25 protein-coding genes are annotated in these 25,610 nt (G+C 53.1%); 21 read left to right on the forward strand and 4 right to left on the reverse strand.

The annotated features are described in order from the left end of the window. Positions 1 to 82 precede the first annotated feature (82 nt). The 13 genes from rsmG (at position 83) to glmS (ending at position 12,843) form a co-directional block, all read left to right on the forward strand. Positions 83 to 706: a 16S rRNA (guanine(527)-N(7))-methyltransferase RsmG gene (rsmG, locus tag EOS98_RS22980; protein ID WP_001519938.1), complete on the forward strand. Its 624-nt coding sequence runs from the start codon at positions 83 to 85 to the stop codon at positions 704 to 706. 615 nt (positions 707 to 1,321) lie between these two features. Then, a complete protein-coding gene (gene atpI / locus EOS98_RS22985; RefSeq protein ID WP_000116685.1) occupies positions 1,322 to 1,702 on the forward strand; it encodes a F0F1 ATP synthase subunit I in 381 nt (126 codons plus the stop codon). An 8-nt stretch (positions 1,703 to 1,710) separates the two neighbouring features. Next, on the forward strand, positions 1,711 to 2,526 hold the full coding sequence (gene atpB, locus EOS98_RS22990; protein WP_000135632.1) for a F0F1 ATP synthase subunit A: 816 nt from the start codon (positions 1,711 to 1,713) through the stop codon (positions 2,524 to 2,526). Between the two features lie 46 nt (positions 2,527 to 2,572). Beyond that, positions 2,573 to 2,812 carry a F0F1 ATP synthase subunit C gene (gene atpE, locus EOS98_RS22995; protein WP_000429386.1) on the forward strand — a complete coding sequence of 80 codons (240 nt, stop codon included), beginning with the start codon at positions 2,573 to 2,575 and terminating at the stop codon, positions 2,810 to 2,812. Positions 2,813 to 2,871: 59 nt separating this feature from the next. Beyond that, positions 2,872 to 3,342 carry a F0F1 ATP synthase subunit B gene (atpF, locus tag EOS98_RS23000; protein WP_001052212.1) on the forward strand — a complete coding sequence of 157 codons (471 nt, stop codon included), beginning with the start codon at positions 2,872 to 2,874 and terminating at the stop codon, positions 3,340 to 3,342. Positions 3,343 to 3,356: 14 nt separating this feature from the next. Next, positions 3,357 to 3,890 carry a F0F1 ATP synthase subunit delta gene (atpH, locus tag EOS98_RS23005; RefSeq protein WP_001288957.1) on the forward strand — a complete coding sequence of 178 codons (534 nt, stop codon included), beginning with the start codon at positions 3,357 to 3,359 and terminating at the stop codon, positions 3,888 to 3,890. Positions 3,891 to 3,902: 12 nt separating this feature from the next. Beyond that, positions 3,903 to 5,444 (forward strand): F0F1 ATP synthase subunit alpha, encoded by a 1,542-nt coding sequence (gene atpA / locus EOS98_RS23010; RefSeq protein ID WP_001176751.1) that lies wholly within the window; start codon positions 3,903 to 3,905, stop codon positions 5,442 to 5,444. A gap of 50 nt (positions 5,445 to 5,494) precedes the next feature. After that, positions 5,495 to 6,358 carry a F0F1 ATP synthase subunit gamma gene (gene atpG, locus EOS98_RS23015; protein WP_000896506.1) on the forward strand — a complete coding sequence of 288 codons (864 nt, stop codon included), beginning with the start codon at positions 5,495 to 5,497 and terminating at the stop codon, positions 6,356 to 6,358. Between the two features lie 26 nt (positions 6,359 to 6,384). Then, complete coding sequence (gene atpD / locus EOS98_RS23020) at positions 6,385 to 7,767, forward strand: F0F1 ATP synthase subunit beta (protein WP_126524415.1); 1,383 nt, start codon at positions 6,385 to 6,387, stop codon at positions 7,765 to 7,767. A gap of 20 nt (positions 7,768 to 7,787) precedes the next feature. Beyond that, positions 7,788 to 8,207 (forward strand): F0F1 ATP synthase subunit epsilon, encoded by a 420-nt coding sequence (locus tag EOS98_RS23025; RefSeq protein WP_001251971.1) that lies wholly within the window; start codon positions 7,788 to 7,790, stop codon positions 8,205 to 8,207. Between the two features lie 229 nt (positions 8,208 to 8,436). Beyond that, positions 8,437 to 9,135: a Bax inhibitor-1 family protein gene (locus EOS98_RS23030; RefSeq protein ID WP_126524416.1), complete on the forward strand. Its 699-nt coding sequence runs from the start codon at positions 8,437 to 8,439 to the stop codon at positions 9,133 to 9,135. 319 nt (positions 9,136 to 9,454) lie between these two features. Continuing rightward, entirely contained in the window at positions 9,455 to 10,825 is a 1,371-nt protein-coding gene (glmU, locus tag EOS98_RS23040; RefSeq protein ID WP_000934851.1) for a bifunctional UDP-N-acetylglucosamine diphosphorylase/glucosamine-1-phosphate N-acetyltransferase GlmU, read from the forward strand. Positions 10,826 to 11,013: 188 nt separating this feature from the next. Continuing rightward, positions 11,014 to 12,843 (forward strand): glutamine--fructose-6-phosphate transaminase (isomerizing), encoded by a 1,830-nt coding sequence (glmS, locus tag EOS98_RS23045; RefSeq protein WP_000334061.1) that lies wholly within the window; start codon positions 11,014 to 11,016, stop codon positions 12,841 to 12,843. Positions 12,844 to 12,992: 149 nt separating this feature from the next. Here glmS and EOS98_RS23050 read toward each other — a convergent pair whose 3' ends face one another. Then, entirely contained in the window at positions 12,993 to 14,747 is a 1,755-nt protein-coding gene (locus EOS98_RS23050) for an SgrR family transcriptional regulator (RefSeq protein ID WP_126524417.1), read from the reverse strand. Between the two features lie 94 nt (positions 14,748 to 14,841). On the opposite strand from EOS98_RS23050, the gene EOS98_RS23055 reads away from it, so the two are divergent. The 7 genes from EOS98_RS23055 to phoU all read left to right on the forward strand — a co-directional run bounded on the left by EOS98_RS23055 (position 14,842) and on the right by phoU (position 21,874). After that, a complete protein-coding gene (locus EOS98_RS23055; RefSeq protein WP_000166709.1) occupies positions 14,842 to 15,660 on the forward strand; it encodes a shikimate 5-dehydrogenase in 819 nt (272 codons plus the stop codon). Between the two features lie 48 nt (positions 15,661 to 15,708). Beyond that, on the forward strand, positions 15,709 to 17,082 hold the full coding sequence (locus tag EOS98_RS23060) for a fructose-specific PTS transporter subunit EIIC (protein ID WP_127821212.1): 1,374 nt from the start codon (positions 15,709 to 15,711) through the stop codon (positions 17,080 to 17,082). Positions 17,083 to 17,248: 166 nt separating this feature from the next. Further along, on the forward strand, positions 17,249 to 18,289 hold the full coding sequence (pstS, locus tag EOS98_RS23065; protein ID WP_000867131.1) for a phosphate ABC transporter substrate-binding protein PstS: 1,041 nt from the start codon (positions 17,249 to 17,251) through the stop codon (positions 18,287 to 18,289). Positions 18,290 to 18,424: 135 nt separating this feature from the next. After that, entirely contained in the window at positions 18,425 to 19,384 is a 960-nt protein-coding gene (pstC, locus tag EOS98_RS23070; RefSeq protein ID WP_000741630.1) for a phosphate ABC transporter permease PstC, read from the forward strand. Beyond that, positions 19,384 to 20,274, forward strand: coding sequence for a phosphate ABC transporter permease PstA (gene pstA / locus EOS98_RS23075; protein WP_000212197.1), 891 nt, complete (start codon positions 19,384 to 19,386; stop codon positions 20,272 to 20,274). Before pstC ends, pstA begins: the two co-directional genes overlap by 1 nt. An 86-nt stretch (positions 20,275 to 20,360) precedes the next feature. Continuing rightward, a complete protein-coding gene (pstB, locus tag EOS98_RS23080) occupies positions 20,361 to 21,134 on the forward strand; it encodes a phosphate ABC transporter ATP-binding protein PstB (protein ID WP_000063118.1) in 774 nt (257 codons plus the stop codon). 14 nt (positions 21,135 to 21,148) lie between these two features. After that, positions 21,149 to 21,874: a phosphate signaling complex protein PhoU gene (gene phoU / locus EOS98_RS23085; RefSeq protein ID WP_000377800.1), complete on the forward strand. Its 726-nt coding sequence runs from the start codon at positions 21,149 to 21,151 to the stop codon at positions 21,872 to 21,874. Between the two features lie 94 nt (positions 21,875 to 21,968). Here phoU and yieH read toward each other — a convergent pair whose 3' ends face one another. After that, on the reverse strand, positions 21,969 to 22,634 hold the full coding sequence (gene yieH / locus EOS98_RS23090; protein WP_000078081.1) for a 6-phosphogluconate phosphatase: 666 nt from the start codon (positions 22,632 to 22,634) through the stop codon (positions 21,969 to 21,971). Between the two features lie 168 nt (positions 22,635 to 22,802). Between yieH and adeP the strand changes: the two genes are divergently transcribed. Continuing rightward, positions 22,803 to 24,140 carry an adenine permease AdeP gene (gene adeP, locus EOS98_RS23095; RefSeq protein WP_001747550.1) on the forward strand — a complete coding sequence of 446 codons (1,338 nt, stop codon included), beginning with the start codon at positions 22,803 to 22,805 and terminating at the stop codon, positions 24,138 to 24,140. 44 nt (positions 24,141 to 24,184) lie between these two features. Here adeP and EOS98_RS23100 read toward each other — a convergent pair whose 3' ends face one another. Together EOS98_RS23100 and EOS98_RS23105 are read right to left on the reverse strand one after the other, a co-directional pair. Next, positions 24,185 to 24,769 carry an NADPH-dependent FMN reductase gene (locus EOS98_RS23100; RefSeq protein ID WP_001576451.1) on the reverse strand — a complete coding sequence of 195 codons (585 nt, stop codon included), beginning with the start codon at positions 24,767 to 24,769 and terminating at the stop codon, positions 24,185 to 24,187. After that, complete coding sequence (locus EOS98_RS23105; protein ID WP_000190678.1) at positions 24,769 to 25,524, reverse strand: 4'-phosphopantetheinyl transferase family protein; 756 nt, start codon at positions 25,522 to 25,524, stop codon at positions 24,769 to 24,771. Before EOS98_RS23105 ends, EOS98_RS23100 begins: the two co-directional genes overlap by 1 nt. Between the last annotated feature and the right edge of the window lie 86 nt (positions 25,525 to 25,610).

The raw sequence follows: 25,610 nt of genomic DNA on the forward strand, positions 1-25,610 counted from the left end.
CGCTTCGCTTGCCCGCCCTACAAATTTGTAGGCCCGATAAGCGAAAGCGCATCGGGCATTTGATTATTAACAGGTAATGACCGTGCTCAACAAACTCTCTCGTCTGCTGGCTGATGCCGGTATTTCTCTTACCGATCACCAGAAAACGCTGCTGGTCGCCTACGTTGATATGCTGCACAAATGGAACAAAGCATACAACCTGACGTCAGTGCGGGATCCCAACGAAATGTTGGTACGCCATATTCTCGACAGCATAGTCGTTGCGCCGTATCTGCAGGGACAGCGTTTTATCGACGTAGGAACAGGACCGGGGCTGCCGGGCATCCCGCTGGCTATTGTTCTCCCTGACGCGCATTTCACCTTACTCGACAGCCTGGGCAAGCGGGTACGTTTTCTGCGTCAGGTCCAGCACGAACTGAAACTGGAAAACATCACGCCGGTTCAAAGCCGCGTTGAAGCCTATCCCTCCGAACCACCGTTTGATGGCGTTATCAGCCGCGCTTTCGCATCGTTGAATGATATGGTGAGCTGGTGTCACCATCTGCCGGGAGAGAAAGGGCGTTTTTATGCCTTAAAAGGGCAATTGCCAGGGGATGAAATTGCCTCACTACCTGACAATTTTAGCGTCGAATCTGTTGAAAAATTACGCGTTCCGCAACTGGAAGGCGAGCGGCATCTGGTGATTATTAAGTCAAACAAAGTTTAATTTTTATCAAAAAAAATAGAAAAAAAACGACGCGGCTTGTGTTAAAAATCGACAGGTATAACGCATTTCAGCGTTGTTACATTTAACTCTGGATTTACGGTTTCGTTTCAACATGACAACGTCGCTTCTTTTGTTAAAACAGAGAGTAATCAACTTTGTAAATATCAGTCTGCTAAAAATCGAATCGAAAAATCACTTTTGCTTGTTAAATTTTTATTATAAATGTCAATGGGGCGTTTTTAAGGTGTAAGCTGGTATTTTTAAAACAGTACCTGGTTTTACGCTTAAATATCAAAAAGATGAAAAGGCATGAATTGACACGTAAATGAATTGCGTAAGCATGAATATGTTTAATGTGTGATCTGGTGCACGCTTTATCGCCAGTGTTTTCGCGCTATTTGCAGTTTTGTACGATCGTTCACACTTTGGCTAAAAGTTAAAAATGCGGGCCAGAGAAAAATATTTAAACATTTATTCACCTTTTGGCTACTTATTGTTTGAAATCACGGGGGCGCACCGTATAATTTGACCGCTTTTTGATGCTTGACTCTAAGTCTTAAAGAACGTTTTATACGACACGCGGCATACCTCGAAGTGAGCAGGAGTAAAAACGTGATGTCTGTGTCGCTCGTGAGTCGAAACGTTGCTCGTAAGCTTCTGTTCATTCAGTTTCTGGCGGTAATAGCAAGTGGATTGCTGTTTTGCCTCAAAGACCCCTTCTGGGGCATCTCCGCAGTATGTGGGGGATTGGCAGTGGCACTGCCTAATATGTTGTTTATGATATTTGCCTGGCGTCACCAGGCGCATACACCTGCTAAGGGCCGCGTGTCCTGGACTTTCGCCTTCGGTGAAGCCTTCAAGGTGTTAGCGATGCTGGTTTTACTGGTGGTGGCGTTGGCGGTTTTAAAGGCGGTGTTTTTGCCGCTGATCGTTACGTGGGTTTTGGTGCTGGTGGTTCAGATACTGGCGCCGGCTGTAATTAACAACAAAGGGTAAAAGGCATCATGGCTTCAGAAAATATGACGCCGCAGGAATACATAGGACACCATCTGAATAACCTTCAGCTGGACCTGCGTACTTTCTCGCTGGTGGATCCGCAGAACCCCCCAGCCACCTTCTGGACGCTCAATATTGACTCCATGTTCTTCTCGGTGGTGCTGGGTCTGTTGTTTCTGGTGATGTTCCGTAGCGTTGCTAAAAAAGCGACCAGCGGCGTGCCAGGCAAGTTTCAGACCGCGATTGAGCTGATAGTCGGCTTTGTGCATGGCAGCGTCAAAGACATGTACCATGGCAAAAGCAAGCTGATTGCGCCGCTGGCCCTGACGATTTTCGTCTGGGTATTCCTTATGAACCTGATGGACTTACTGCCTATCGACCTGCTGCCGTATATCGCTGAGCATTGGCTGGGTCTGCCGGCAACGCGCGTGGTGCCGTCTGCTGACGTCAACATCACCCTGTCGATGGCGCTGGGCGTATTCATCCTTATTCTGTTCTACAGCATCAAAATGAAAGGCATCGGCGGCTTCGCAAAAGAGTTGACGCTGCAGCCGTTCAATCACTGGGCGTTCATTCCTGTCAACTTAATCCTTGAAGGGGTAAGTCTGCTGTCCAAACCGGTTTCTCTCGGTCTGCGACTGTTCGGCAACATGTATGCCGGTGAGCTGATTTTCATTCTGATTGCTGGTCTGTTGCCGTGGTGGTCACAGTGGATTCTGAATGTGCCGTGGGCCATTTTCCACATCCTGATTATTACGCTGCAAGCCTTCATTTTCATGGTTCTGACGATTGTCTATCTGTCGATGGCGTCCGAAGAGCATTAATTTACCAACACTACTACGTTTTAACTGAAACAAACTGGAGACTGTCATGGAAAACCTGAATATGGATCTGCTGTACATGGCTGCCGCTGTGATGATGGGTCTGGCGGCAATCGGTGCTGCGATCGGTATCGGCATCCTCGGGGGTAAATTCCTGGAAGGCGCGGCGCGTCAACCTGATCTGATTCCTCTGCTGCGTACTCAGTTCTTTATCGTTATGGGTCTGGTGGATGCTATCCCGATGATCGCTGTAGGTCTGGGTCTGTACGTGATGTTCGCTGTCGCGTAGTAAGCGTTGCTTGAATTAAGAGCAATATCAGAAGGTTAACTAGATAGAGGCATTGTGCTGTGAATCTTAACGCAACAATCCTCGGCCAGGCCATCGCGTTTATTCTCTTTGTCTGGTTTTGCATGAAGTACGTATGGCCGCCGTTAATGGCAGCCATCGAGAAACGTCAGAAAGAAATTGCTGACGGTCTCGCTTCTGCTGAACGAGCACATAAGGATCTTGACCTTGCAAAGGCCAGCGCGACCGACCAGCTGAAAAAAGCGAAAGCGGAAGCTCAGGTAATCATCGAGCAGGCAAACAAACGCCGCGCTCAGATCCTGGACGAAGCCAAAACTGAAGCAGAGCAGGAACGTACTAAAATCGTGGCGCAGGCGCAGGCGGAAATTGAAGCCGAGCGTAAACGCGCCCGTGAAGAGCTGCGTAAGCAAGTTGCTATCCTGGCTGTTGCTGGCGCCGAGAAGATCATCGAACGTTCCGTGGATGAAGCTGCTAACAGCGACATCGTGGATAAACTTGTCGCTGAACTGTAAGGAGGGAGGGGCTGATGTCTGAATTTGTTACGGTAGCTCGCCCCTACGCCAAAGCAGCTTTTGACTTTGCCGTTGAACACCAAAGTGTAGAGCGCTGGCAGGATATGCTGGCGTTTGCCGCCGAGGTAACCAAGAACGAACAAATGGCAGAGCTTCTCTCTGGCGCGCTGGCGCCGGAAACGCTCGCTGAGTCGTTTATCGCAGTCTGCGGTGAGCAGTTAGACGAAAACGGTCAGAACCTGATTCGGGTGATGGCTGAAAATAATCGTCTGAACGCGCTCCCGGATGTTCTGGAGCAGTTTATTCATCTGCGTGCCGCCAGTGAAGCTACCTCCGAGGTAGAAGTTACGTCGGCAACCGCATTGAGTGAAGAGCAGCTTTCGAAAATCAGCGCCGCGATGGAAAAACGTCTGTCACGCAAAGTGAAGCTGAATTGCAAAATCGATAAGTCTGTAATGGCAGGCGTTATCATCCGGGCGGGTGATATGGTCATTGATGGCAGCGTACGCGGCCGTCTTGAGCGCCTTGCAGACGTCTTGCAGTCTTAAGGGGACTGGAGCATGCAACTGAATTCCACCGAAATCAGCGAACTGATCAAGCAGCGCATTGCTCAGTTCAATGTGGTGAGCGAAGCTCACAACGAAGGTACTATTGTTTCTGTCAGTGACGGTGTTATCCGCATTCACGGCCTGGCCGATTGTATGCAGGGTGAAATGATCTCCCTGCCGGGTAACCGTTACGCTATCGCACTGAACCTGGAGCGCGACTCCGTGGGTGCGGTAGTCATGGGTCCATACGCTGACCTTGCCGAAGGCATGAAGGTTAAATGTACGGGTCGTATCCTGGAAGTTCCGGTTGGCCGCGGCCTGCTGGGACGTGTGGTGAACACCCTGGGTGCGCCAATCGACGGTAAAGGTCCGGTTGATAATGACGGCTTCTCTGCCGTTGAAGCGATTGCGCCGGGCGTTATCGATCGTCAGTCTGTCGATCAGCCGGTGCAGACCGGCTATAAAGCCGTTGACTCCATGATCCCAATCGGTCGTGGTCAGCGTGAACTGATCATCGGTGACCGTCAGACCGGTAAAACCGCGCTGGCTATCGATGCCATCATCAACCAGCGCGACTCCGGTATCAAATGTATCTATGTCGCTATCGGCCAGAAAGCGTCCACCATCTCTAACGTGGTGCGTAAACTGGAAGAACACGGCGCGCTGGCTAACACCATTGTAGTGGTGGCTACCGCGTCCGAATCCGCTGCGCTGCAATATCTGGCGCCGTATGCCGGTTGCGCAATGGGCGAATACTTCCGCGACCGCGGCGAAGATGCGCTGATCATTTACGATGATCTGTCCAAGCAGGCTGTTGCTTACCGTCAGATCTCCCTGCTGCTCCGTCGTCCGCCAGGACGTGAAGCATTCCCGGGCGACGTATTCTACCTCCACTCCCGTCTGCTGGAGCGTGCTGCGCGTGTTAACGCCGACTACGTCGAAGCCTTCACCAAAGGTGAAGTTAAAGGGAAAACCGGCTCTCTGACCGCGCTGCCGATTATCGAAACGCAGGCAGGTGACGTTTCCGCGTTCGTTCCGACCAACGTAATTTCCATTACCGATGGTCAGATCTTCCTGGAATCTAACCTGTTTAACGCCGGTATTCGTCCTGCGGTTAACCCGGGTATCTCGGTATCCCGTGTAGGTGGCGCAGCCCAGACCAAGATCATGAAAAAACTGTCCGGTGGTATTCGTACCGCGCTGGCGCAGTATCGTGAACTGGCGGCGTTCTCTCAGTTTGCATCCGACCTTGACGATGCCACCCGTAAACAGCTTGACCACGGTCAGAAAGTGACCGAACTGCTGAAACAGAAACAGTATGCGCCGATGTCCGTCGCGCAGCAGTCTCTGGTTCTGTTCGCAGCAGAACGTGGTTATCTGGCGGATGTAGAGCTGGCGAAAATCGGTAGCTTCGAAGCTGCTCTGCTGGCTTATGTCGACCGTGATCACGCTCCGTTGATGCAAGAGATCAACCAGTCCGGTGGCTATAACGACGAAATCGAAGGCAAGCTGAAAGGCATCCTCGATTCCTTCAAAGCAACCCAGTCCTGGTAACGTCTGGCGGCTTGCCTTAGGGCAGGCCGTAAGGCATTGAGGAGAAGCTCATGGCCGGCGCAAAAGAGATACGTAGTAAGATCGCAAGCGTCCAGAACACGCAAAAGATCACTAAAGCGATGGAGATGGTCGCCGCTTCCAAAATGCGTAAATCGCAGGATCGCATGGCGGCCAGCCGTCCTTATGCAGAGACCATGCGCAAAGTGATTGGTCACCTTGCGAACGGTAATCTGGAATATAAGCACCCCTACCTGGAAGAGCGCGACGTTAAACGCGTGGGCTACCTGGTAGTGTCGACCGACCGTGGTTTGTGCGGTGGCTTGAACATTAACCTGTTCAAAAAGCTGCTGGCGGATATGAAGGCATGGTCCGATAAAGGCGTTCAGTGCGAACTCGCAATGATCGGCTCTAAGGGCGTGTCATTCTTTAATTCCGTAGGCGGCAACGTTGTCGCTCAGGTGACAGGTATGGGGGATAACCCTTCTCTGTCCGAACTGATCGGTCCGGTTAAAGTGATGTTGCAGGCCTACGACGAAGGCCGTCTGGACAAGCTTTACATTGTCAGCAACAAATTTATTAACACCATGTCTCAGGTGCCGACGATCACTCAACTGCTGCCGCTGCCGGCGTCAGAAGATGATGATCTGAAGCGTAAAGCCTGGGATTACCTGTATGAACCAGACCCGAAAGCGCTGCTGGATACTCTCCTGCGTCGTTATGTGGAGTCTCAGGTTTATCAGGGCGTGGTAGAAAACCTGGCCAGCGAGCAGGCCGCACGAATGGTGGCGATGAAAGCCGCAACCGACAATGGCGGCAGCCTGATTAAAGAGCTGCAGTTGGTATACAACAAAGCTCGTCAGGCCAGCATTACTCAGGAACTCACCGAGATCGTCTCGGGGGCCGCCGCGGTTTAACCAGGTTATTTCGTAGAGGATTCAAGATGGCTACTGGAAAAATTGTCCAGGTAATCGGCGCCGTAGTTGACGTCGAGTTCCCTCAGGATGCCGTACCGCGCGTGTACGATGCCCTTGAGGTGCAAAATGGTAATGAGAAGCTGGTGCTGGAAGTTCAGCAACAGCTTGGCGGCGGTATCGTGCGTACCATCGCCATGGGTTCTTCCGACGGTCTGCGTCGCGGTCTGGATGTCACCGACCTCCAGCACCCGATCGAAGTTCCGGTAGGTAAAGCCACGCTGGGTCGTATCATGAACGTACTGGGTCACCCGGTAGACATGAAAGGCGACATCGGTGAAGAAGAGCGTTGGGCGATTCACCGCGCAGCGCCTTCCTACGAAGAGTTGTCAAACTCTCAGGAACTGCTGGAAACCGGTATCAAAGTTATCGACCTGATGTGTCCGTTCGCGAAGGGCGGTAAAGTCGGTCTGTTCGGTGGTGCGGGTGTAGGTAAAACCGTAAACATGATGGAGCTTATTCGTAACATCGCGATCGAGCACTCCGGTTACTCTGTGTTTGCGGGCGTAGGGGAACGTACTCGTGAGGGTAACGACTTCTACCACGAAATGACCGACTCCAACGTTATCGATAAAGTCTCCCTGGTGTATGGCCAGATGAACGAGCCGCCGGGAAACCGTCTGCGCGTTGCATTGACCGGTCTGACCATGGCGGAGAAATTCCGTGACGAAGGTCGTGACGTACTGCTGTTCGTCGATAACATCTATCGTTACACCCTGGCCGGTACGGAAGTATCCGCACTGCTGGGCCGTATGCCTTCCGCAGTAGGTTACCAGCCGACTCTGGCGGAAGAGATGGGCGTTCTGCAGGAACGTATCACCTCCACCAAAACCGGTTCTATCACCTCCGTACAGGCGGTATACGTACCGGCGGATGACTTGACTGACCCGTCTCCAGCCACCACCTTTGCGCACTTAGATGCAACCGTGGTACTGAGCCGTCAGATCGCATCTCTGGGTATCTACCCGGCCGTTGACCCGCTGGACTCCACCAGCCGTCAGCTGGATCCGCTGGTTGTTGGTCAGGAGCACTACGACACCGCTCGTGGCGTTCAGTCCATCCTGCAGCGTTATCAGGAACTGAAAGACATCATCGCCATCCTGGGGATGGATGAACTGTCTGAAGAAGATAAACTGGTGGTAGCACGCGCGCGTAAAATTCAGCGCTTCCTGTCCCAGCCGTTCTTCGTGGCGGAAGTATTTACCGGTTCTCCGGGCAAATACGTTTCCCTGAAAGACACCATCCGTGGCTTTAAAGGCATCATGGAAGGCGAATACGATCACCTGCCGGAGCAGGCGTTCTACATGGTCGGTTCCATCGACGAAGCCGTGGAAAAAGCCAAAAAACTTTAACGCCTTAATCGGAGGGTGATATGGCAATGACTTACCACCTGGATGTCGTCAGCGCGGAGCAACAAATGTTCTCCGGTCTGGTCGAGAAAATCCAGGTTACGGGTAGCGAAGGCGAACTGGGGATTTACCCGGGGCACGCGCCGCTGCTCACCGCCATTAAGCCTGGTATGATTCGCATCGTTAAGCAGCACGGTCATGAAGAGTTTATCTATCTGTCCGGCGGCATTCTGGAAGTGCAGCCTGGCAGCGTGACCGTTCTGGCGGATACCGCGATTCGCGGTCAGGATCTCGACGAAGCGCGAGCCCTGGAAGCGAAGCGTAAAGCCGAAGAGCACATTAAGAGCTCGCACGGTGACGTGGATTACGCTCAGGCGTCTGCGGAACTGGCCAAAGCGATCGCTAAACTGCGCGTTATCGAGTTGACCAAAAAAGCGATGTAACACCGGCTTGAAAGCATAAAACCAGTCTGATTGCGGACTGGTTTTTTTTTATCCTCTCAATTTTTATTCGATAAACTAGCAACGACAAAAACAAGCGGCTGAAGGCGATGCGTTTTCAGCGACAGCGCTGTTTTCATTAAATCCTTCTTTCTGTCATTGGCATCTGCACATTGTGCGAAGAAGGGAGGAATGGATGCGTTTTTATTGCATAAAATGAGGGATTATTACTATGTCATTTCAGCCATCCTTTGCGGGTCCACAACCCGACTCAAGGATTGATCGTACTACCTTTATTCGTCGTGCTTATCTTCATCTCGCCATCGCCATCGTCGGTTTTATCGTATTGAGCGCGGCGTGGAGTTTTATAGGGGTCGGGGAGTATGCGCTTGATGTGCTGCTGGCTGGTGGAAGATATAGCTGGTTGGTTGTTCTCGGCGCTTTTATGCTGGTGGGAATGCTGGCGACCCGTCTGGCGGAGAATGCGGGGAATAATCAAACGCAACTTATCGGGCTGGGGATTTATGTGTTGGCAGAATCCCTGATTTTTGCCCCCCTGTTAACGGTGGCGGCGTATATTAACCCGTCGAGCATTGGCGCGGCGGCAATAACGACTCTGTTGCTGGTCGGCGGCCTGACGTTTACCGCTTTTTCTATAAAAAAAGACTTTTCTTTTCTGCGCTCGTTTCTGACTATGGCTGGGTTCATTGCTTTTGGCGCGATTATTGCCAGCGTCATCTGCGGCTTCTCGCTGGGCGTCTGGTTTTCTGCGCTAATGGTACTGCTGTGCGCCGGGTTTATACTTTACGATACTTCTAACATTATTCACCATTACCCTACCGATCGCCCTGCTGGCGCGGCATTACATCTGTTTGCTTCTATCGCGACCATGTTCTGGTATATTTTGCGGATTTTTATGTCGCGTAATTAAGTAAAAAATACGCGCAACGGAAAACCAGCGGCCTCTGTCGCTGGTTTTTGCTTTTCTGACTCCCCTGCGCTTTATTACGTTATCTTCTTTATTTATGGAGTAAAAAAACAGCAAAAACATCGGACTACGTTGCCAATACGCGGGTGTTTTTACTTTTCAGGAGACAAGAGGCGCGGTAATGAACGAAAATGATTCATTAGCAGGCGGGGATTTTATCCCGGTGAGCGTTTTATCCTTCTTCCATTTTACGATGAAAAAAATGTAGTATTTTCAACGTGAAACAGTATAAATTCGTTCTCAAATTACAGTCAGGACGCGTATGTTAAATAGTGCTATGAGCGTAGTGATCCTTGCCGCAGGTAAAGGCACGCGCATGTATTCCGATATTCCTAAAGTGCTGCACACGCTGGCGGGTAAACCCATGGTGCAGCATGTCATTGATGCAGCTACTAAATTAGGGGCCGCACAGGTTCATCTGGTCTATGGCCACGGTGGCGAGTTGTTAAAACAGACCCTGAAAGATGACAAGCTAAACTGGGTGCTTCAGGCGGAACAGTTGGGAACAGGTCACGCAATGCAGCAGGCCGCGCCTTTCTTTAGCGACGATGAAGATATTTTAATGCTTTACGGCGACGTGCCGCTGATTTCGGTTGAAACCTTACAGCGCCTGCGCGATGCCAAACCGCAGGGTGGTATTGGGTTATTAACCGTGAAGCTGGACGATCCGAGCGGCTATGGCCGTATTACGCGTGAAAACGGTAAAGTGACCGGCATCGTTGAACATAAAGACGCCACTGATGAACAGCGTCAGATCCAGGAAATTAACACCGGTATTCTGATCGCCAACGGCGCGGACCTGAAACGCTGGTTGTCTAAGCTGACTAACAATAATGCGCAGGGTGAATATTATATCACTGATATCATCGCGCTGGCTTATCAGGAAGGACGGGAAATCGCCGCGGTGCATCCGGCTCGCATCAGCGAAACGGACGGCGTGAATAACCGTCTACAGCTTTCTCGTCTGGAGCGTATTTACCAGGCCGAACAGGCGGAGAAACTGCTGTTATCCGGCGTTATGTTGCGCGATCCGGCACGTTTTGATCTCCGCGGCACCCTTCATTGTGGAATGGATGTCGAAATTGACGCTAACGTTATCATCGAAGGTTATGTAACGCTCGGTCACCGCGTGAAGATCGGCGCGGGCTGCATTATTAAAAACAGCGTTATTGGCGATGACTGCGAAATTAGCCCATACAGCGTGGTGGAAGATGCGCATCTGGAAGCGGCCTGCACCATCGGCCCGTTTGCTCGCCTGCGTCCCGGCGCGGAGCTGTTAGCGGGCGCTCACGTCGGCAATTTCGTTGAAATGAAAAAAGCGCGTCTCGGTAAAGGTTCTAAAGCCGGCCATCTGACCTACCTGGGCGATGCGGAAATTGGCGACAACGTGAATATCGGCGCGGGGACCATCACCTGTAACTATGATGGCGCGAACAAATTCAAAACGGTTATTGGCGACGATGTGTTTGTCGGCTCCGATACCCAACTGGTGGCGCCGGTTACTGTTGGTAAAGGGGCCACCATCGCCGCAGGGACTACCGTCACCCGTAACGTAGCTGACAATGAACTGGTATTAAGCCGCGTGCCGCAGGTGCATAAGCAAGGCTGGCAGCGTCCGGTGAAGAAAAAGTGATTTTGTAGGCCGGATAAGCGTCAGCGCCATCCGGCAGACCGGAGATGAGAGGATAAAATAATCCTCCGCTCCATGAGCAGTACTTATAAAAATAACCCCACTCTCTACAAGGCTCGGGGCGCCCGCAACGACGGGCATACAGGTCAGCGACAACGCATGGCGTAATGCCATAATCAGGAAATAAAACTATGTGTGGAATTGTTGGCGCTATCGCGCAGCGTGATGTAGCTGAAATCCTTCTCGAAGGTTTACGTCGTCTGGAATACCGCGGATATGACTCTGCCGGTCTGGCCGTGGTTGATGCAGAAGGTCATATGACCCGTCTGCGTCGCCTCGGTAAAGTCCAGATGCTGGCTCAGGCAGCGGAAGAACATCCTCTGCATGGCGGCACCGGTATTGCTCACACGCGTTGGGCGACGCACGGTGAACCTTCAGAAGCTAACGCGCATCCGCATGTTTCTGAACACATTGTGGTGGTGCATAACGGCATCATCGAAAACCATGAACCGCTGCGTGAAGCGTTAAAAGCGCGTGGCTATACCTTCGTTTCTGAAACCGACACCGAAGTGATTGCACACCTGGTAAACTGGGAACTGAAACAGGGCGGTACTCTGCGTGAGGCTGTTCTGCGTGCTATCCCGCAGCTGCGTGGTGCGTACGGTACAGTGATCATGGATACCCGTCACCCGGATACCCTACTGGCTGCACGTTCTGGTAGCCCGCTGGTGATTGGCCTGGGTATGGGCGAAAACTTTATCGCTTCTGACCAGCTGGCGCTGTTGCCAGTGACTCGTCGCTTTATCTTCCTTGAAGAGGGCGATATCGCTGAAATCACTCGCCGTTCGGTAAATATCTTCGATAACACCGGCGCGGAAGTAAAACGTCAGGATATCGAATCCAATCTGCAATATGACGCGGGCGATAAAGGTATTTACCGCCACTACATGCAGAAAGAGATCTACGAACAGCCGAACGCGATTAAAAACACCCTTACCGGGCGCATCAGCCACGGTCAGGTGGATTTAAGCGAGCTGGGACCGAACGCCGATGAACTGCTGTCGAAGGTTGAGCATATTCAGATCCTCGCCTGCGGTACGTCTTACAACTCCGGTATGGTTTCCCGTTACTGGTTTGAATCGCTGGCAGGTATTCCGTGCGACGTTGAAATCGCCTCTGAATTCCGCTATCGCAAATCTGCCGTGCGTCGTAACAGCCTGATGATTACCCTGTCACAGTCTGGCGAAACGGCAGATACCCTGGCTGGCCTGCGTCTGTCGAAAGAGCTGGGATATTTGGGCTCTCTGGCCATTTGTAACGTGCCGGGATCTTCGCTGGTGCGTGAATCCGATCTGGCGCTGATGACCAATGCCGGAACGGAAATTGGCGTAGCATCTACCAAAGCCTTCACCACCCAGTTAACCGTGCTGTTGATGCTGGTGGCGAAACTGGCGCGTCTGAAAGGTCTGGATGCGTCCATTGAGCATGATATCGTGCATGGCCTACAGGCGCTGCCGAGCCGTATTGAGCAGATGCTGTCGCAGGACAAACGTATCGAGCTGCTTGCAGAAGATTTCTCCGACAAGCATCACGCGCTGTTCCTGGGGCGTGGCGATCAATATCCGATTGCGCTCGAAGGCGCGCTGAAGCTGAAAGAGATCTCTTACATTCACGCGGAAGCCTATGCTGCAGGCGAGCTGAAACACGGTCCGCTGGCGCTGATTGACGCCGACATGCCGGTGATTGTGGTGGCACCGAACAACGAACTGCTGGAGAAACTGAAATCCAACATCGAAGAAGTTCGCGCGCGTGGCGGTCAGTTGTACGTCTTCGCCGATCAGGATGCGGGTTTCGTCAGCAGCGACAACATGCACATCATTGAGATGCCGCATGTGGAAGAAGTGATCGCGCCTATCTTCTACACCGTTCCGCTGCAACTGCTGGCGTATCACGTGGCGCTGATTAAAGGCACCGACGTTGACCAGCCGCGTAACCTGGCGAAATCGGTGACGGTAGAGTAAGTCAAATGTAGTACCAGGCAGAAGGCCGTCGACAGACGGCCTTTTTTTGTGCGCCGTGACAGGCGCTGTTCTTTCTCTATGGTGGCTGAAGAGCGACTAAGAGGTGCTACGCCTGCCTGCGCTACGGGCACCCGGTCACATTCTCTTCTTTAAGGCCCTGGCTCAATCCAGGTGGATCGGAAATCAAACCATCCCAGGTTATTCAGGTGGATCCCCCTGGCCCGGTCGGGGCTTTTGAGTCGCATCCAGTGGTGAAACAGCGGCTGTAGCCAGCCTGAACGGGTGGTTTCCCTGACCAGTTGTTCCGCGCTGATGGTTTCGGCATGCCACTGGGTTTCCCATTGGGCCAGCAGCGCATCATCCCCACCGCTGATGGCATGGCGCAGTAAAGGGGAGCCCAGTAGCCATGTACCGACGTTCCACTCTTCGGGAATGGGGAAATTGACCGTCCCCAGCCAGAGATCAACCTCGGCCTTGCCGCTTGCCCAGTCATCATAATTCAGTGCAACGCCCTCAAGTAAAATGCCCTGCTGGCGCATGATCTCTTGCATGATATCCAGGAGCATTGGAAATTCAGGGTGCTGATCGTGATAGGCCAGACGCAGTTTTGCGTAGGGCGACGAGATAAAAGGTGAACAGGCCGGGCCCGCCTCAATAGTATGAAACCAGGAGGACAGCAGGCTGCCGCCCGGTACCCAGAAGGGGCGAATTGCCTCACTCAGATGCTGGAGTATGGCGTAAGGGCTGAGTGTTTCCCGTAGCCAGCGGCGATGTTCGGCGGTATGCCAGTGCGGGGAGCGGCTGTCGCATAATAAAAAATATCCTCCACGCTCAAGAAACATCTCGCGCAGGTTGTCAGAAGGTTTGCCTGATACCTGGCTAAGCCGTCCGGAAACGTAATCCTCATCGCTCAGGCTGGAGCTGAGCCAGGCTGCCGTGTCGTTATCCGACAGCGATTCCGCCAGGTTGTCTGTCTCCGTTAAATTCGGCCAGATAAAGACCTCCACTTCATCCAGCAGCCCGCGCAGACCAAAGTAGTGGTCAAAGGCCTTCATTTGCAGATGAAAGCCATTGTTTTCCACCACCTCATAAGGGCCAGTCCCCACAGGATGTGCCGGGAAATCAGCGCGTTGTGTATGGTCAGGCGGTAGGATCATGGCATCAATATGGCTGAGCAGCAGCGGCAGTCGGTTATCCGGGTGCGCCAGCGTAATTTCAAGGCTCAGCGGCCCGGTGGCCTGAATGGTCTGCAAGTGCGAGAACAACGGCAGCTTAGCGCTGCGGGTCAGTGAAGCGATAACCGCGTCGATCGTCAGCTCCTGACCATCATGCCAGAGGACGGCGGGGCGCAGATAAAAACGCCAGCGCAGCGGATCAATCTGCCGCCAGTGGTGGGCAAGATCGGCTTCGACTTCACCTTTTTCCTCATTTATGCGCGTCAGGCCGCTAAAAATCTGCCTGACCAGATGCTGTTCAGAGCGACGCAGCGGCGTGCCGGGGCACAGCGACGGCATTGTCCGGTAATAGGGGATGCACAGCCGCTGATAGTCTGCCCGCACGCTATAGCCCAGTTTTGAGCGCAGCAGTTGCGCCACCTGGTGCTTATTTTTACCCAGCAGTTGAATGGCCTGATCAACATGACCAGACTCCAGCAACTGCTCCGCCTTTTCGCTTAACAGCTGTTCTGGTTTATAGCGCAGGTGAAGCCGGGCGCGATGCCCACGTCCGGCCTGTGATTGCCAGATGAGCCACTTTGCCTCCTGCATCTGAAGCAACAGATTACGCATATGCCGCCGGGTGCAGAACAACACATCCGCCAGCTCCTGTAGCGTCACGCTAACGGGCTTGTCGCCATAGTGCTGGAGTAGCTTTAAGTATTTTTGTTCAGTGTGCCGGGTTGTCATAAAAGGTGAAATTTCCCGAACGGGAATGAGCAATTTTTAATATCCCCTTTTTAGCCGATGATTTTCTCTATCGCAACTTCTATGAGGATTCATCATGACAAAGCGCATTAATAAAGATACTCAGGTCTGCATGTCCCTGGCGGCACGCCCGAGTAACTTCGGTACACGCTTTCACAACTATCTGTACGAAGCGCTGGATCTCAATTATCTCTACAAAGCCTTTTCGCCGACCGATCTTACGCAGGCCATTAGCGGCGTGCGCGGGTTGGGGATCCGTGGGTGCGCGATCTCTATGCCGTTTAAAGAAGCCTGCATTCCGCTGGTGGATGAACTGGATGCTTCCGCTCAGGCCATTCACTCAGTTAATACCATTGTGAATACCAATGGCCATCTGAAGGCGTACAACACCGATTACATTGCAATAGCTCGCTTGCTGGCGAATTACAAGGTCTCTCCCGACCTGGTGTTTGCTTTGCGTGGCAGCGGTGGTATGGCAAAGGCGGTGGCTTGCGCGCTGAAGGATGCGGGGTTTACCCGTGGTTATATTGTTGCGATTGATGAAGCGTCAGGTAAACAACTGGCCGAACTCTATGGCTATGAATGGCGCCCGGATACCGACGGTATTGAAGCCGATTTGTTAATTAACGCCACGCCTATCGGAATGGCTGGCGGTAATGATGCCGACAAACTCTCTTATTCCGAACAGGAAGTGGATAAGGCGAGCGTTATCTTTGATGTGGTGGCGCTACCGCCCGTCACGCCGCTGATCCGCTACGCCCGTGAACGCGGTAAAACCGTGATTACCGGTTCCGAAGTGTTTGCTATTCAGGCCGTGGAGCAATTTGTCCTTTATACCGGGATTCGCCCGGATGACGCGCTGTTCCAGAAAGCAGCGGCCTGGTCACGCCTGTAACATTTTTTCCCGCTTTTTCTTTAAATTAAAAGAACAGGGTACCCTACTATGACTAAAAAAATTGTTGCTGTGACGGCCTGTCCGACGGGCGTCGCCCATACCTTTATGGCGGCAGAAGCGTTGGAAATTGAAGCCCGCAAGCGTGGTGACTGGATCAAGGTTGAAACCCGCGGTTCCGTCGGGGCGAAGAACACGCTGACCGTGGAAGAGATAGCGCAAGCGGATGTGGTGATTATCGCGGCGGATATTGAGCTGGATCTGTCAGGCTTTGTTGGCAAAAGACTCTATCGCACCAGTACCGGCGCGGCGCTAAAAAAGAGTGCACAGGAAATGGATAATGCTTTCAATAGCGCCGAGGTCTATCAGGGGAGTACCGGGCGCTCTTCTTCAGCTGGTAAAACAGAGCTACCTGGCGTTTATAAGCATTTAATGACCGGCGTATCCCATATGCTTCCTTTGGTGGTGGCGGGAGGATTGTGTATCGCGCTCTCTTTTGTCTTCGGTATCCAGGCCTTCAACGAGCCGGGCACGCTGGCGGCTGCGCTATTTCAAATTGGTGGTAAGGCGGCCTTTGCGCTGATGGTGCCGGTACTGGCTGGGTTTATTGCCTTCTCAATTGCCGATCGTCCGGGTCTGGCCCCGGGGCTTATTGGCGGGATGTTGGCCAGCCTGTGCGGCGCTGGTTTCCTGGGAGGGATTGTGGCCGGTTTTCTGGCCGGTTACAGCGTACGGTTTCTGGCGCAAAATATTAAGCTGCCAGCGTCAATGGAAGCGCTTAAGCCTGTGCTGGTTTTGCCGCTACTGTCTACGCTGATTACCGGCCTAATCATGATTTACGTGGTGGGTGGCCCCGTTTCTGCGGTGATGGAAGGGCTGACGACGTTCCTGGGGAATATGACCTCTACGAATGCTATTTTGCTGGGAATGTTGCTGGGCGCAATGCAAGGTTTTGACCTTGGTGGGCCGGTGAATAAAGCTGCGTATACCTTCGGCGTCGGTTTACTGGCTTCTCATTCTTATATGCCAATGGCGGCCATTATGGCGGCAGGGATGGTACCGGCATTAGGAATGGGCGTCGCAACCTGGGCGGCCAGAGCGAAATTCAATGCCGCTGAGCATGAAGCGGGTAATGCATCTTTTATCCTGGGGCTGTGCTTTATCTCTGAAGGGGCGATTCCCTTCGCCGCGCGTGACCCGATGCGCGTCATCCCTTCTACGATGGTCGGTGGCGCAATCGCCGGGGGACTATCCATGTATTTCGGTTGTACACTGATGGCGCCACACGGTGGCCTCTTTGTCCTGGCGATCCCGCATGCGGTAGAACATGTGATGCAATATCTGCTCTCGATTGCCCTGGGCACGATTGTCTGCGGCCTGATGTATGCGCTGTTGAAACCGTCTGCGGTTGCGCAAACAGTCTAATTCATCTCCCTCTGCAGGCTGGTCTGGTGTCTCCCCGGGCCAGCTTTTTTTATTTCCATTGTCATCAAACCGTCATAATCAAGACATATAACTGTCATCAATTTGTCCTATTTTGCTCATCGTAGCAACTCAAACAACGATTTACCGAAACCGTGCAGGAGACATTATGAAAGTTATGCGTACCACTGTCGCAACTGTTGTCGCCGCGACCTTATCGATGAGCGCGTTCTCTGCCTTTGCAGCAGCAAGCCTGACAGGTGCCGGTGCAACGTTTCCTGCGCCGGTGTATGCCAAATGGGCGGATACCTACCAGAAAGAAACTGGTAACAAAGTCAATTACCAGGGGATAGGCTCTTCCGGCGGCGTGAAACAAATCACCGCGAATACCGTTGATTTTGGCGCTTCCGATGCGCCGCTGTCTGACGAAAAACTGAATCAGGAAGGCCTGTTCCAGTTCCCGACGGTGATCGGCGGCGTGGTGCTGGCGGTGAATATTCCAGGCCTCAAATCCGGCGAACTGGTGCTGGATGGTAAAACACTGGGTGACATCTACCTCGGTAAAATCAAAAAGTGGGATGATGAAGCCATCACCAAACTGAACCCAGGCGTGAAGCTGCCTTCTCAGAACATCGCTGTGGTGCGTCGCGCTGACGGTTCCGGTACCTCCTTCGTGTTCACCAGTTACCTGGCGAAAGTCAACGACGAGTGGAAATCGAAAGTGGGCGCGGGTTCTACCGTGAACTGGCCAACCGGTCTGGGCGGTAAAGGTAACGACGGCATCGCGGCATTTGTACAGCGTCTGCCAGGCGCTATTGGCTACGTTGAGTATGCGTATGCCAAGCAGAACAACCTGGCCTACACCAAACTGGTTTCAGCCGACGGCAAACCGGTAAGCCCGACGGAAGAGAGCTTCTCTAATGCGGCGAAAGGCGCTGACTGGAGCAAAACCTTCGCGCAGGATCTGACCAACCAGAAAGGTGACGATGTGTGGCCAATCACCTCCACCACCTTTATCCTGGTCCACAAAGCGCAGAAGAAACCTGAGCAGGGTGCTGAAGTGCTGAAGTTCTTCGACTGGGCCTACAAAAATGGCGCTAAACAGGCGAATGATCTGGACTACGCCAGCCTGCCGGATAACGTTGTTGAGCAGGTTCGTACCGCCTGGAAGACCAGTATAAAAGACAGCAACGGTAAGGCGCTGTATTAATTAACGAATTGGCGGATGGCGCTACGCTTATCCGCCCTACGGTTTCGACCGCAGGCCCACGTTGTAGGCCGGATAAGCGTAGCGCCATCCGGCAGGGGCAACGTCGTAAAACGCGTTTAATGGAAAGAGTAATTTATGGCTGCAACCAAGCCTGCTTTTAACCCGCCGGGTAAAAAAGGCGACATGATTTTCAGCGCGCTGGTAAAACTGGCTGCGCTGATTGTGCTATTGATGTTGGGCGGTATTATCGTCTCATTGATCATCTCCTCCTGGCCAAGTATTCAGAAATTTGGTTTCTCATTTCTTTGGACTAAGGAATGGGACGCGCCAAACGATATCTACGGCGCTCTGGTGCCCATTTATGGCACGCTGGTGACCTCCTTTATCGCACTGCTGATCGCCGTTCCGGTCAGTTTCGGCATTGCCCTGTTTTTAACCGAGCTGGCGCCAGGCTGGCTAAAGCGTCCGCTCGGCATCGCCATTGAACTGCTGGCGGCAATTCCCAGTATCGTGTACGGCATGTGGGGGCTGTTTATCTTCGCGCCGCTGTTTGCGACGTACTTCCAGGAGCCGGTCGGCAATATTCTTTCCAACATTCCGTTTGTCGGCGCGCTGTTCTCCGGCCCGGCGTTTGGTATCGGCATTCTGGCGGCGGGCGTCATCCTCGCCATCATGATCATCCCCTACATTGCGGCGGTTATGCGCGACGTCTTCGAGCAAACGCCGGTAATGATGAAAGAGTCCGCTTACGGTATAGGCTGTACTACCTGGGAAGTTATCTGGCGCATCGTGCTACCGTTCACCAAAAATGGCGTGATCGGCGGCATTATGCTGGGACTGGGCCGTGCTCTGGGTGAAACGATGGCGGTCACTTTTATCATCGGCAACACTTACCAGCTCGACAGCGCGTCGCTGTATATGCCGGGCAACAGCATCACTTCCGCGCTGGCGAACGAATTCGCTGAGGCGGAATCGGGTCTGCACGTGGCAGCGTTGATGGAACTGGGACTGATCCTGTTTGTGATCACCTTTATCGTCCTGGCGGCGTCTAAGTTCATGATTATGCGTCTGGCGAAGAACGAGGGAGCACGTTAATGGCTACGCTTGATATGCAGAACACCGCGCAGCTCGCGGAATCCCGTCGCAAGATGCAGGCGCGTCGCCGCATGAAGAACCGTATCGCACTAACGCTCTCAATGGCGACGATGGCATTTGGCCTGTTCTGGCTGATCTGGATTTTGATGTCCACCATCACGCGCGGCATTGATGGTATGTCGCTGGCGTTGTTTACCGAAATGACGCCGCCGCCGAACACGGCGGGCGGCGGGCTGGCGAACGCCCTGGCGGGGAGTGGATTGTTGATTCTCTGGGCTACCGTATTGGGTACGCCGCTGGGGATTATGGCCGGGATCTATCTGGCGGAGTATGGCCGTAAATCCTGGCTGGCGGAAATCATTCGCTTTATTAACGACATTCTGCTTTCCGCGCCGTCAATTGTTGTGGGGCTGTTTGTTTACACCATCGTGGTGGCGCAGATGCAGCACTTCTCCGGCTGGGCAGGGGTGATTGCGCTGGCGCTGTTGCAGGTACCGATCGTTATCCGTACCACTGAAAACATGCTCAAATTGGTGCCGGATAGCCTGCGTGAAGCCGCTTATGCGCTGGGTACGCCGAAGTGGAAGATGATTTCCGCGATTACGCTGAAAGCCTCTATCTCCGGCATTATGACCGGTATCCTGCTGGCTATTGCGCGTATTGCCGGCGAAACGGCGCCATTGTTGTTTACCGCGCTCTCCAACCAGTTCTGGAGCACCGACATGATGCAGCCGATCGCCAACCTGCCGGTGACCATTTTTAAATTCGCGATGAGCCCGTTTGCCGAATGGCAACAATTAGCCTGGGCGGGCGTGCTGATTATTACCCTGTGCGTACTGCTGCTGAATATTCTGGCGCGTGTTGTTTTCGCGAAGAAAAAACACGGTTAAAGACATTGTAGGCCTGATAAGCGTAGCGCCATCAGGCATTATTTTACGGCGTGGCGGATGCGGCGCTGGATGAGGAAAAGAGTGAAATGAGTATGGTTGAAACTGCCCCGAGTAAGATTCAGGTTCGTGATTTGAACTTCTACTACGGCAAATTCCATGCCCTGAAGAACATTAATCTGGATATCGCGAAGAATCAGGTAACGGCATTTATCGGGCCATCCGGCTGTGGTAAATCAACGCTACTGCGTACCTTCAATAAAATGTATTCGCTTTATCCGGAGCAGCGCGCGGAAGGTGAAATTCTGCTGGATGGCGACAATATTCTCACCAACACCCAGGATATCGCGCTGCTGCGCGCAAAAGTGGGGATGGTATTCCAGAAGCCGACGCCGTTCCCGATGTCCATCTATGACAATATCGCCTTTGGCGTGCGTCTGTTTGAGAAGCTGTCTCGTGCCGATATGGACGAACGCGTGCAGTGGGCGTTGACCAAAGCCGCATTATGGAACGAAACCAAAGATAAATTGCACCAGAGCGGGTACTCTCTCTCCGGTGGTCAGCAGCAGCGTCTGTGCATTGCGCGCGGTATCGCCATTCGCCCGGAAGTGTTGCTGCTGGATGAGCCGTGTTCAGCTCTGGACCCGATCTCTACCGGGCGTATTGAAGAGCTGATCACCGAGCTGAAACAGGATTACACCGTGGTGATCGTGACCCACAACATGCAGCAGGCGGCACGTTGTTCCGATCATACGGCGTTTATGTACCTGGGCGAGTTGATTGAGTTCAGCAACACGGACGATCTGTTCACCAAGCCCGCGAAGAAACAAACAGAAGACTATATCACCGGTCGTTACGGTTAATTCAGGAGTGCGTAATGGACAGTCTGAACCTTAATAAACATATTTCCGGCCAGTTCAACGCCGAACTGGAAAGCATCCGCACTCAGGTAATGACCATGGGCGGCATGGTGGAGCAGCAGCTTTCTGACGCTATTACCGCCATGCACAACCAGGACAGCGAGCTGGCGAAGCGCGTGGTAGAAGGCGATCATCAGGTTAATATGATGGAAGTCGCCATCGATGAAGCCTGTGTGCGTATTATCGCCAAGCGCCAGCCGACGGCGAGCGATCTGCGTCTGGTAATGGCGATTATCAAAACCATCGCCGAACTGGAGCGCATTGGCGACGTGGCGGATAAAATCTGCCGTACCGCGCTGGAGAAATTCTCCCAGCAGCACCAGCCGCTGTTGGTGAGTCTGGAGTCACTGGGCCGCCACACCGTGCAGATGCTGCACGATGTGCTGGATGCGTTCGCGCGCATGGATCTCGATGAAGCGGTGCGTATCTATCGTGAAGACAAGAAAGTTGACCAGGAATATGAAGGCATCGTGCGTCAGCTGATGACCTACATGATGGAAGACTCGCGCACCATTCCCAGCGTGCTGACCGCGTTATTCTGCGCGCGCTCTATCGAGCGTATCGGTGACCGTTGCCAGAATATCTGCGAATACATCTTCTACTTCGTGAAGGGGCAAGACTTCCGTCACGTGGGCGGCGATGAGCTGGATAAGCTGCTGGCGGGGAAAGACCCGAAAGAGTAAATCTCATTCTTTTGCCCGGTGGCGCTGCGCTTACCGGGCCTACAGGTACAGATGCTGTAGGCCGGATAAGCGTTAGCGCCATCCGGCATTTCAGTTAACGCGTAATCTCCCACCCGCGCGCTTTCCACAATCCCGGCAACTGCGCCAAATCGGTAAACGTCGTCACGTTAGGGTGATCGATCGGCTTGTTATGCGGATCGGCGCAGAAATAAAACACTTCCATTCCCGCTGCAATTCCTGACTGCGCGCCCGCGCTGGAATCATCCACCAGAATACACTTCTCAACATTGACCTTCATGGCGTTCGCCGCATGGAGCATCAGCGCCGGATCGGGCTTCCAGCGTTGAATATCGTAACCGCTAAACAGCAAATCGGGAAAATGATGCAACATGCCCAGTTTACCCAGCGAATGCTGCATCTTACTGACCGGCCCGTTGGATACCACGCACATGGGCGTCTTAATGCTCTCCAGCAGGGTATTTGCGCCCGCGATCGCTTCCAGTTCGGTATCGAACAGGCGCGCCACTTCCGCGCGGTACACGGGTTCCAGCTCCGCCTTTGCCAGCGCAACGCCATGCTCTTTACTGATGGTATCGATAATTTCGTAGAGCTTTACGCCTTTAAAGCGTCTGAATACTTCCGTGAGCTCAAGCGTAATGCCGAACTGCCGGAACATAGTGACATAGGCGCGCGAGCAAATCACTTCACTGTCAACCAGCGTGCCGTCACAGTCAAAAAACACCGCTTCGATTTGGGACATGTCATTTCCATTTTAACAAGTTTAACGTTTACGTAATGCTGAATGAGGGGACGCAATCGTTGCCGTACTAACAAATTGAGTGAAAAAAATTACCACACAACTGCGCCAGGTGTCGCATTTTGGTATAGGATAACGGCGAATTTTCCCTCCTTTCTCCGGAAATTGATAATGAGTCAACAACACACCACCCAGGCTTCTGGTCAGGGTATGCTGGAACGCGTGTTTAAACTGCGCGAACATGGCACGACGGCACGAACCGAAGTGATCGCCGGTTTTACCACTTTCCTGACGATGGTTTATATCGTTTTTGTTAACCCGCAAATTCTGGGCGTAGCTGGCATGGACACCAGCGCCGTCTTTGTGACCACCTGTCTGATTGCGGCCTTTGGCAGTATTCTGATGGGCCTGTTCGCTAACCTGCCGGTGGCGCTGGCGCCCGCGATGGGGCTGAATGCGTTCTTTGCCTTCGTGGTTGTGCAGGCAATGGGACTGCCGTGGCAGGTAGGCATGGGCGCCATTTTCTGGGGCGCTGTTGGTCTTTTATTGCTGACTATCTTCCGCGTGCGTTACTGGATGATCGCCAACATTCCGGTCAGCCTGCGCGTGGGCATCACCAGCGGCATCGGCCTGTTTATCGGCATGATGGGGCTGAAAAACGCCGGCGTGATTGTCGCTAACCCGGAAACGCTGGTCAGCATCGGCAACCTGACCTCGCACAGCGTGCTGCTGGGGGTTCTCGGATTCTTTATTATTGCGATTCTCGCTTCGCGCAACATTCATGCGGCGGTGCTGGTGTCCATCATCGTCACGACGCTGCTTGGCTGGATGATGGGTGATGTACACTACAACGGCATTGTCTCCGCGCCACCAAGCGTCACCAGCGTGGTAGGGCATGTCGATTTGGCAGGCTCGTTCAATCTTGGCCTGGCGGGGGTTATTTTCTCCTTCATGCTGGTAAACCTGTTTGACTCCTCCGGTACGCTGATTGGTGTGACCGATAAAGCCGGCCTGGCGGATGAGAAAGGCAAATTCCCGCGCATGAAGCAGGCGCTGTTTGTTGATAGTATCTCTTCCGTCACAGGCGCATTTGTCGGAACGTCTTCTGTGACCGCTTATATTGAATCGTCTTCCGGCGTTTCGGTGGGCGGTCGCACCGGTTTGACGGCGGTGGTGGTCGGTATTTTGTTCCTGCTGGTTATCTTCCTGTCGCCGCTGGCGGGCATGGTGCCGCCTTACGCGGCGGCGGGCGCGCTAATTTACGTCGGCGTGCTGATGACCTCCAGCCTGGCGCGGGTAAACTGGCAGGATTTAACCGAATCGGTCCCGGCGTTTATTACGGCGGTAATGATGCCGTTTAGCTTCTCGATCACCGAAGGTATCGCGCTGGGCTTTATCTCTTACTGCGTGATGAAAATCGGTACCGGTCGCCTGCGCGACCTTAGCCCGTGCGTAGTGATTGTCGCGCTGTTATTCGTGCTGAAGATTGTGTTTATTGACGGACACTGATGAAATGAACCCTCGCCCCATCGGGGGGAGGGTTTTTAAATAACTTACGCTTTAACGCGCTGAATATACTCGCCAAATGCGGTCAGCTGACCGGTCAAATGATCTAACGTTCCCTGATCCACCACTTCTCCAGTCTGCGGGTCGACTTTATTCTGAATCACGCCGCCCATAAACTCCGGTTTGTTCATCACCATCGCATCAAGGAACACCAGAATCTGGCGCAGATGATACTGGCAGCGCGCGCCGCCAATCGCCCCCATTGAACTGGTCTGGATAAGAACGGGCTTACCCGCCAGCGGCTGCTCAGGCAGACGGGATAGCCAGTCGATGGCATTTTTCAGGCCGCCGGGAACGGAATAATTATATTCCGGCGTCACAATGACGACGCCGTCGGCGTTGCGAATCTGCTCCGCCAGCGCCTCTACGCTGGCTGGAAATCCCTCGTCCTGCTGGATATCGGCGTCATACAGCGGAATATCCCCGATCGAAGGCAGCGGCGATACCGTCATTCCTGCCGGCGCGACTTTAGGCAGCGTACGCGCCACCATCCCGTTAAAGGAACCTTTGCGTAAACTTCCCAGCAGTGTAACCACATTCAGCGTTTCAGACATACGTGCCCCTTTTTTCATTATGAACGATTAAGCGTATACGATTTGGCGGCGGGGAGTTGGGCGAATCGCATCAGACGACCGGTTGGCTCATTGGCGCGCGTCTGGATATCGGGCAGGCTTTTCCAGCCCAGTTTGCCATCGAACTCCCACACTTTTAATTTTTCTATCGCTGGCGTAACGGTTACGGACCATACCAGTACATCTTCCGCATCGCATACGGCTTCAAGCTGCGTGACATGCGCGCACTTCAGGCGTCCGGCAACGGGTAAAAGTTGCAGCTCCCGCGGATCGTCATTCATGACATCGCCGGTGAGTTTTAACACGCTCTGGCGCAATGTAATGAGTTGCGCTCGCGCTTCGTTGGGATCGTTTTGATTGGCTACCCATAAGTTTTCATTACGGGAGAAAGGGTGGCGTTCGAGCGAATGCGGATGGTGAAAGCCGCGGGAGGTGCGCTGTAATTCCATATCCAGCCCGCACTCTCCTTCGGTGGTCAACGCCACGCCAACCATATTTCCGGCGTAGGAGATAGAAAAGCCTGGCAGATTTTTGTCACGAAACGCGGGTTTACCTTTCGCCTGAATAATGATTTCCGGCAGCTCGCTAATTCCGTACAGCATAAACATCAGTTCGGCAAGAAGGCCTCTGGAGGCGAGAAAACGCGTTCGTCGGTGAGCAGGCAGGTTTCTGGCTTCAATATGGCAAGACGAAGAGAGACGAATTGAAACCAACTGTCCCTCCGTAAGTATCCCTCTGGCAAAGTGAGTCGCCATTTTTCGCTCCGTGATTAATGGGCCGTGATAATGACGAGAGTAACATTAACGTAAATTATGGACAGGTTTTACGCGCTAAAAATTCA

The organism is Salmonella sp. SSDFZ69, from assembly GCF_004010755.1.
Taxonomy (GTDB): domain Bacteria; phylum Pseudomonadota; class Gammaproteobacteria; order Enterobacterales; family Enterobacteriaceae; genus Salmonella; species Salmonella enterica.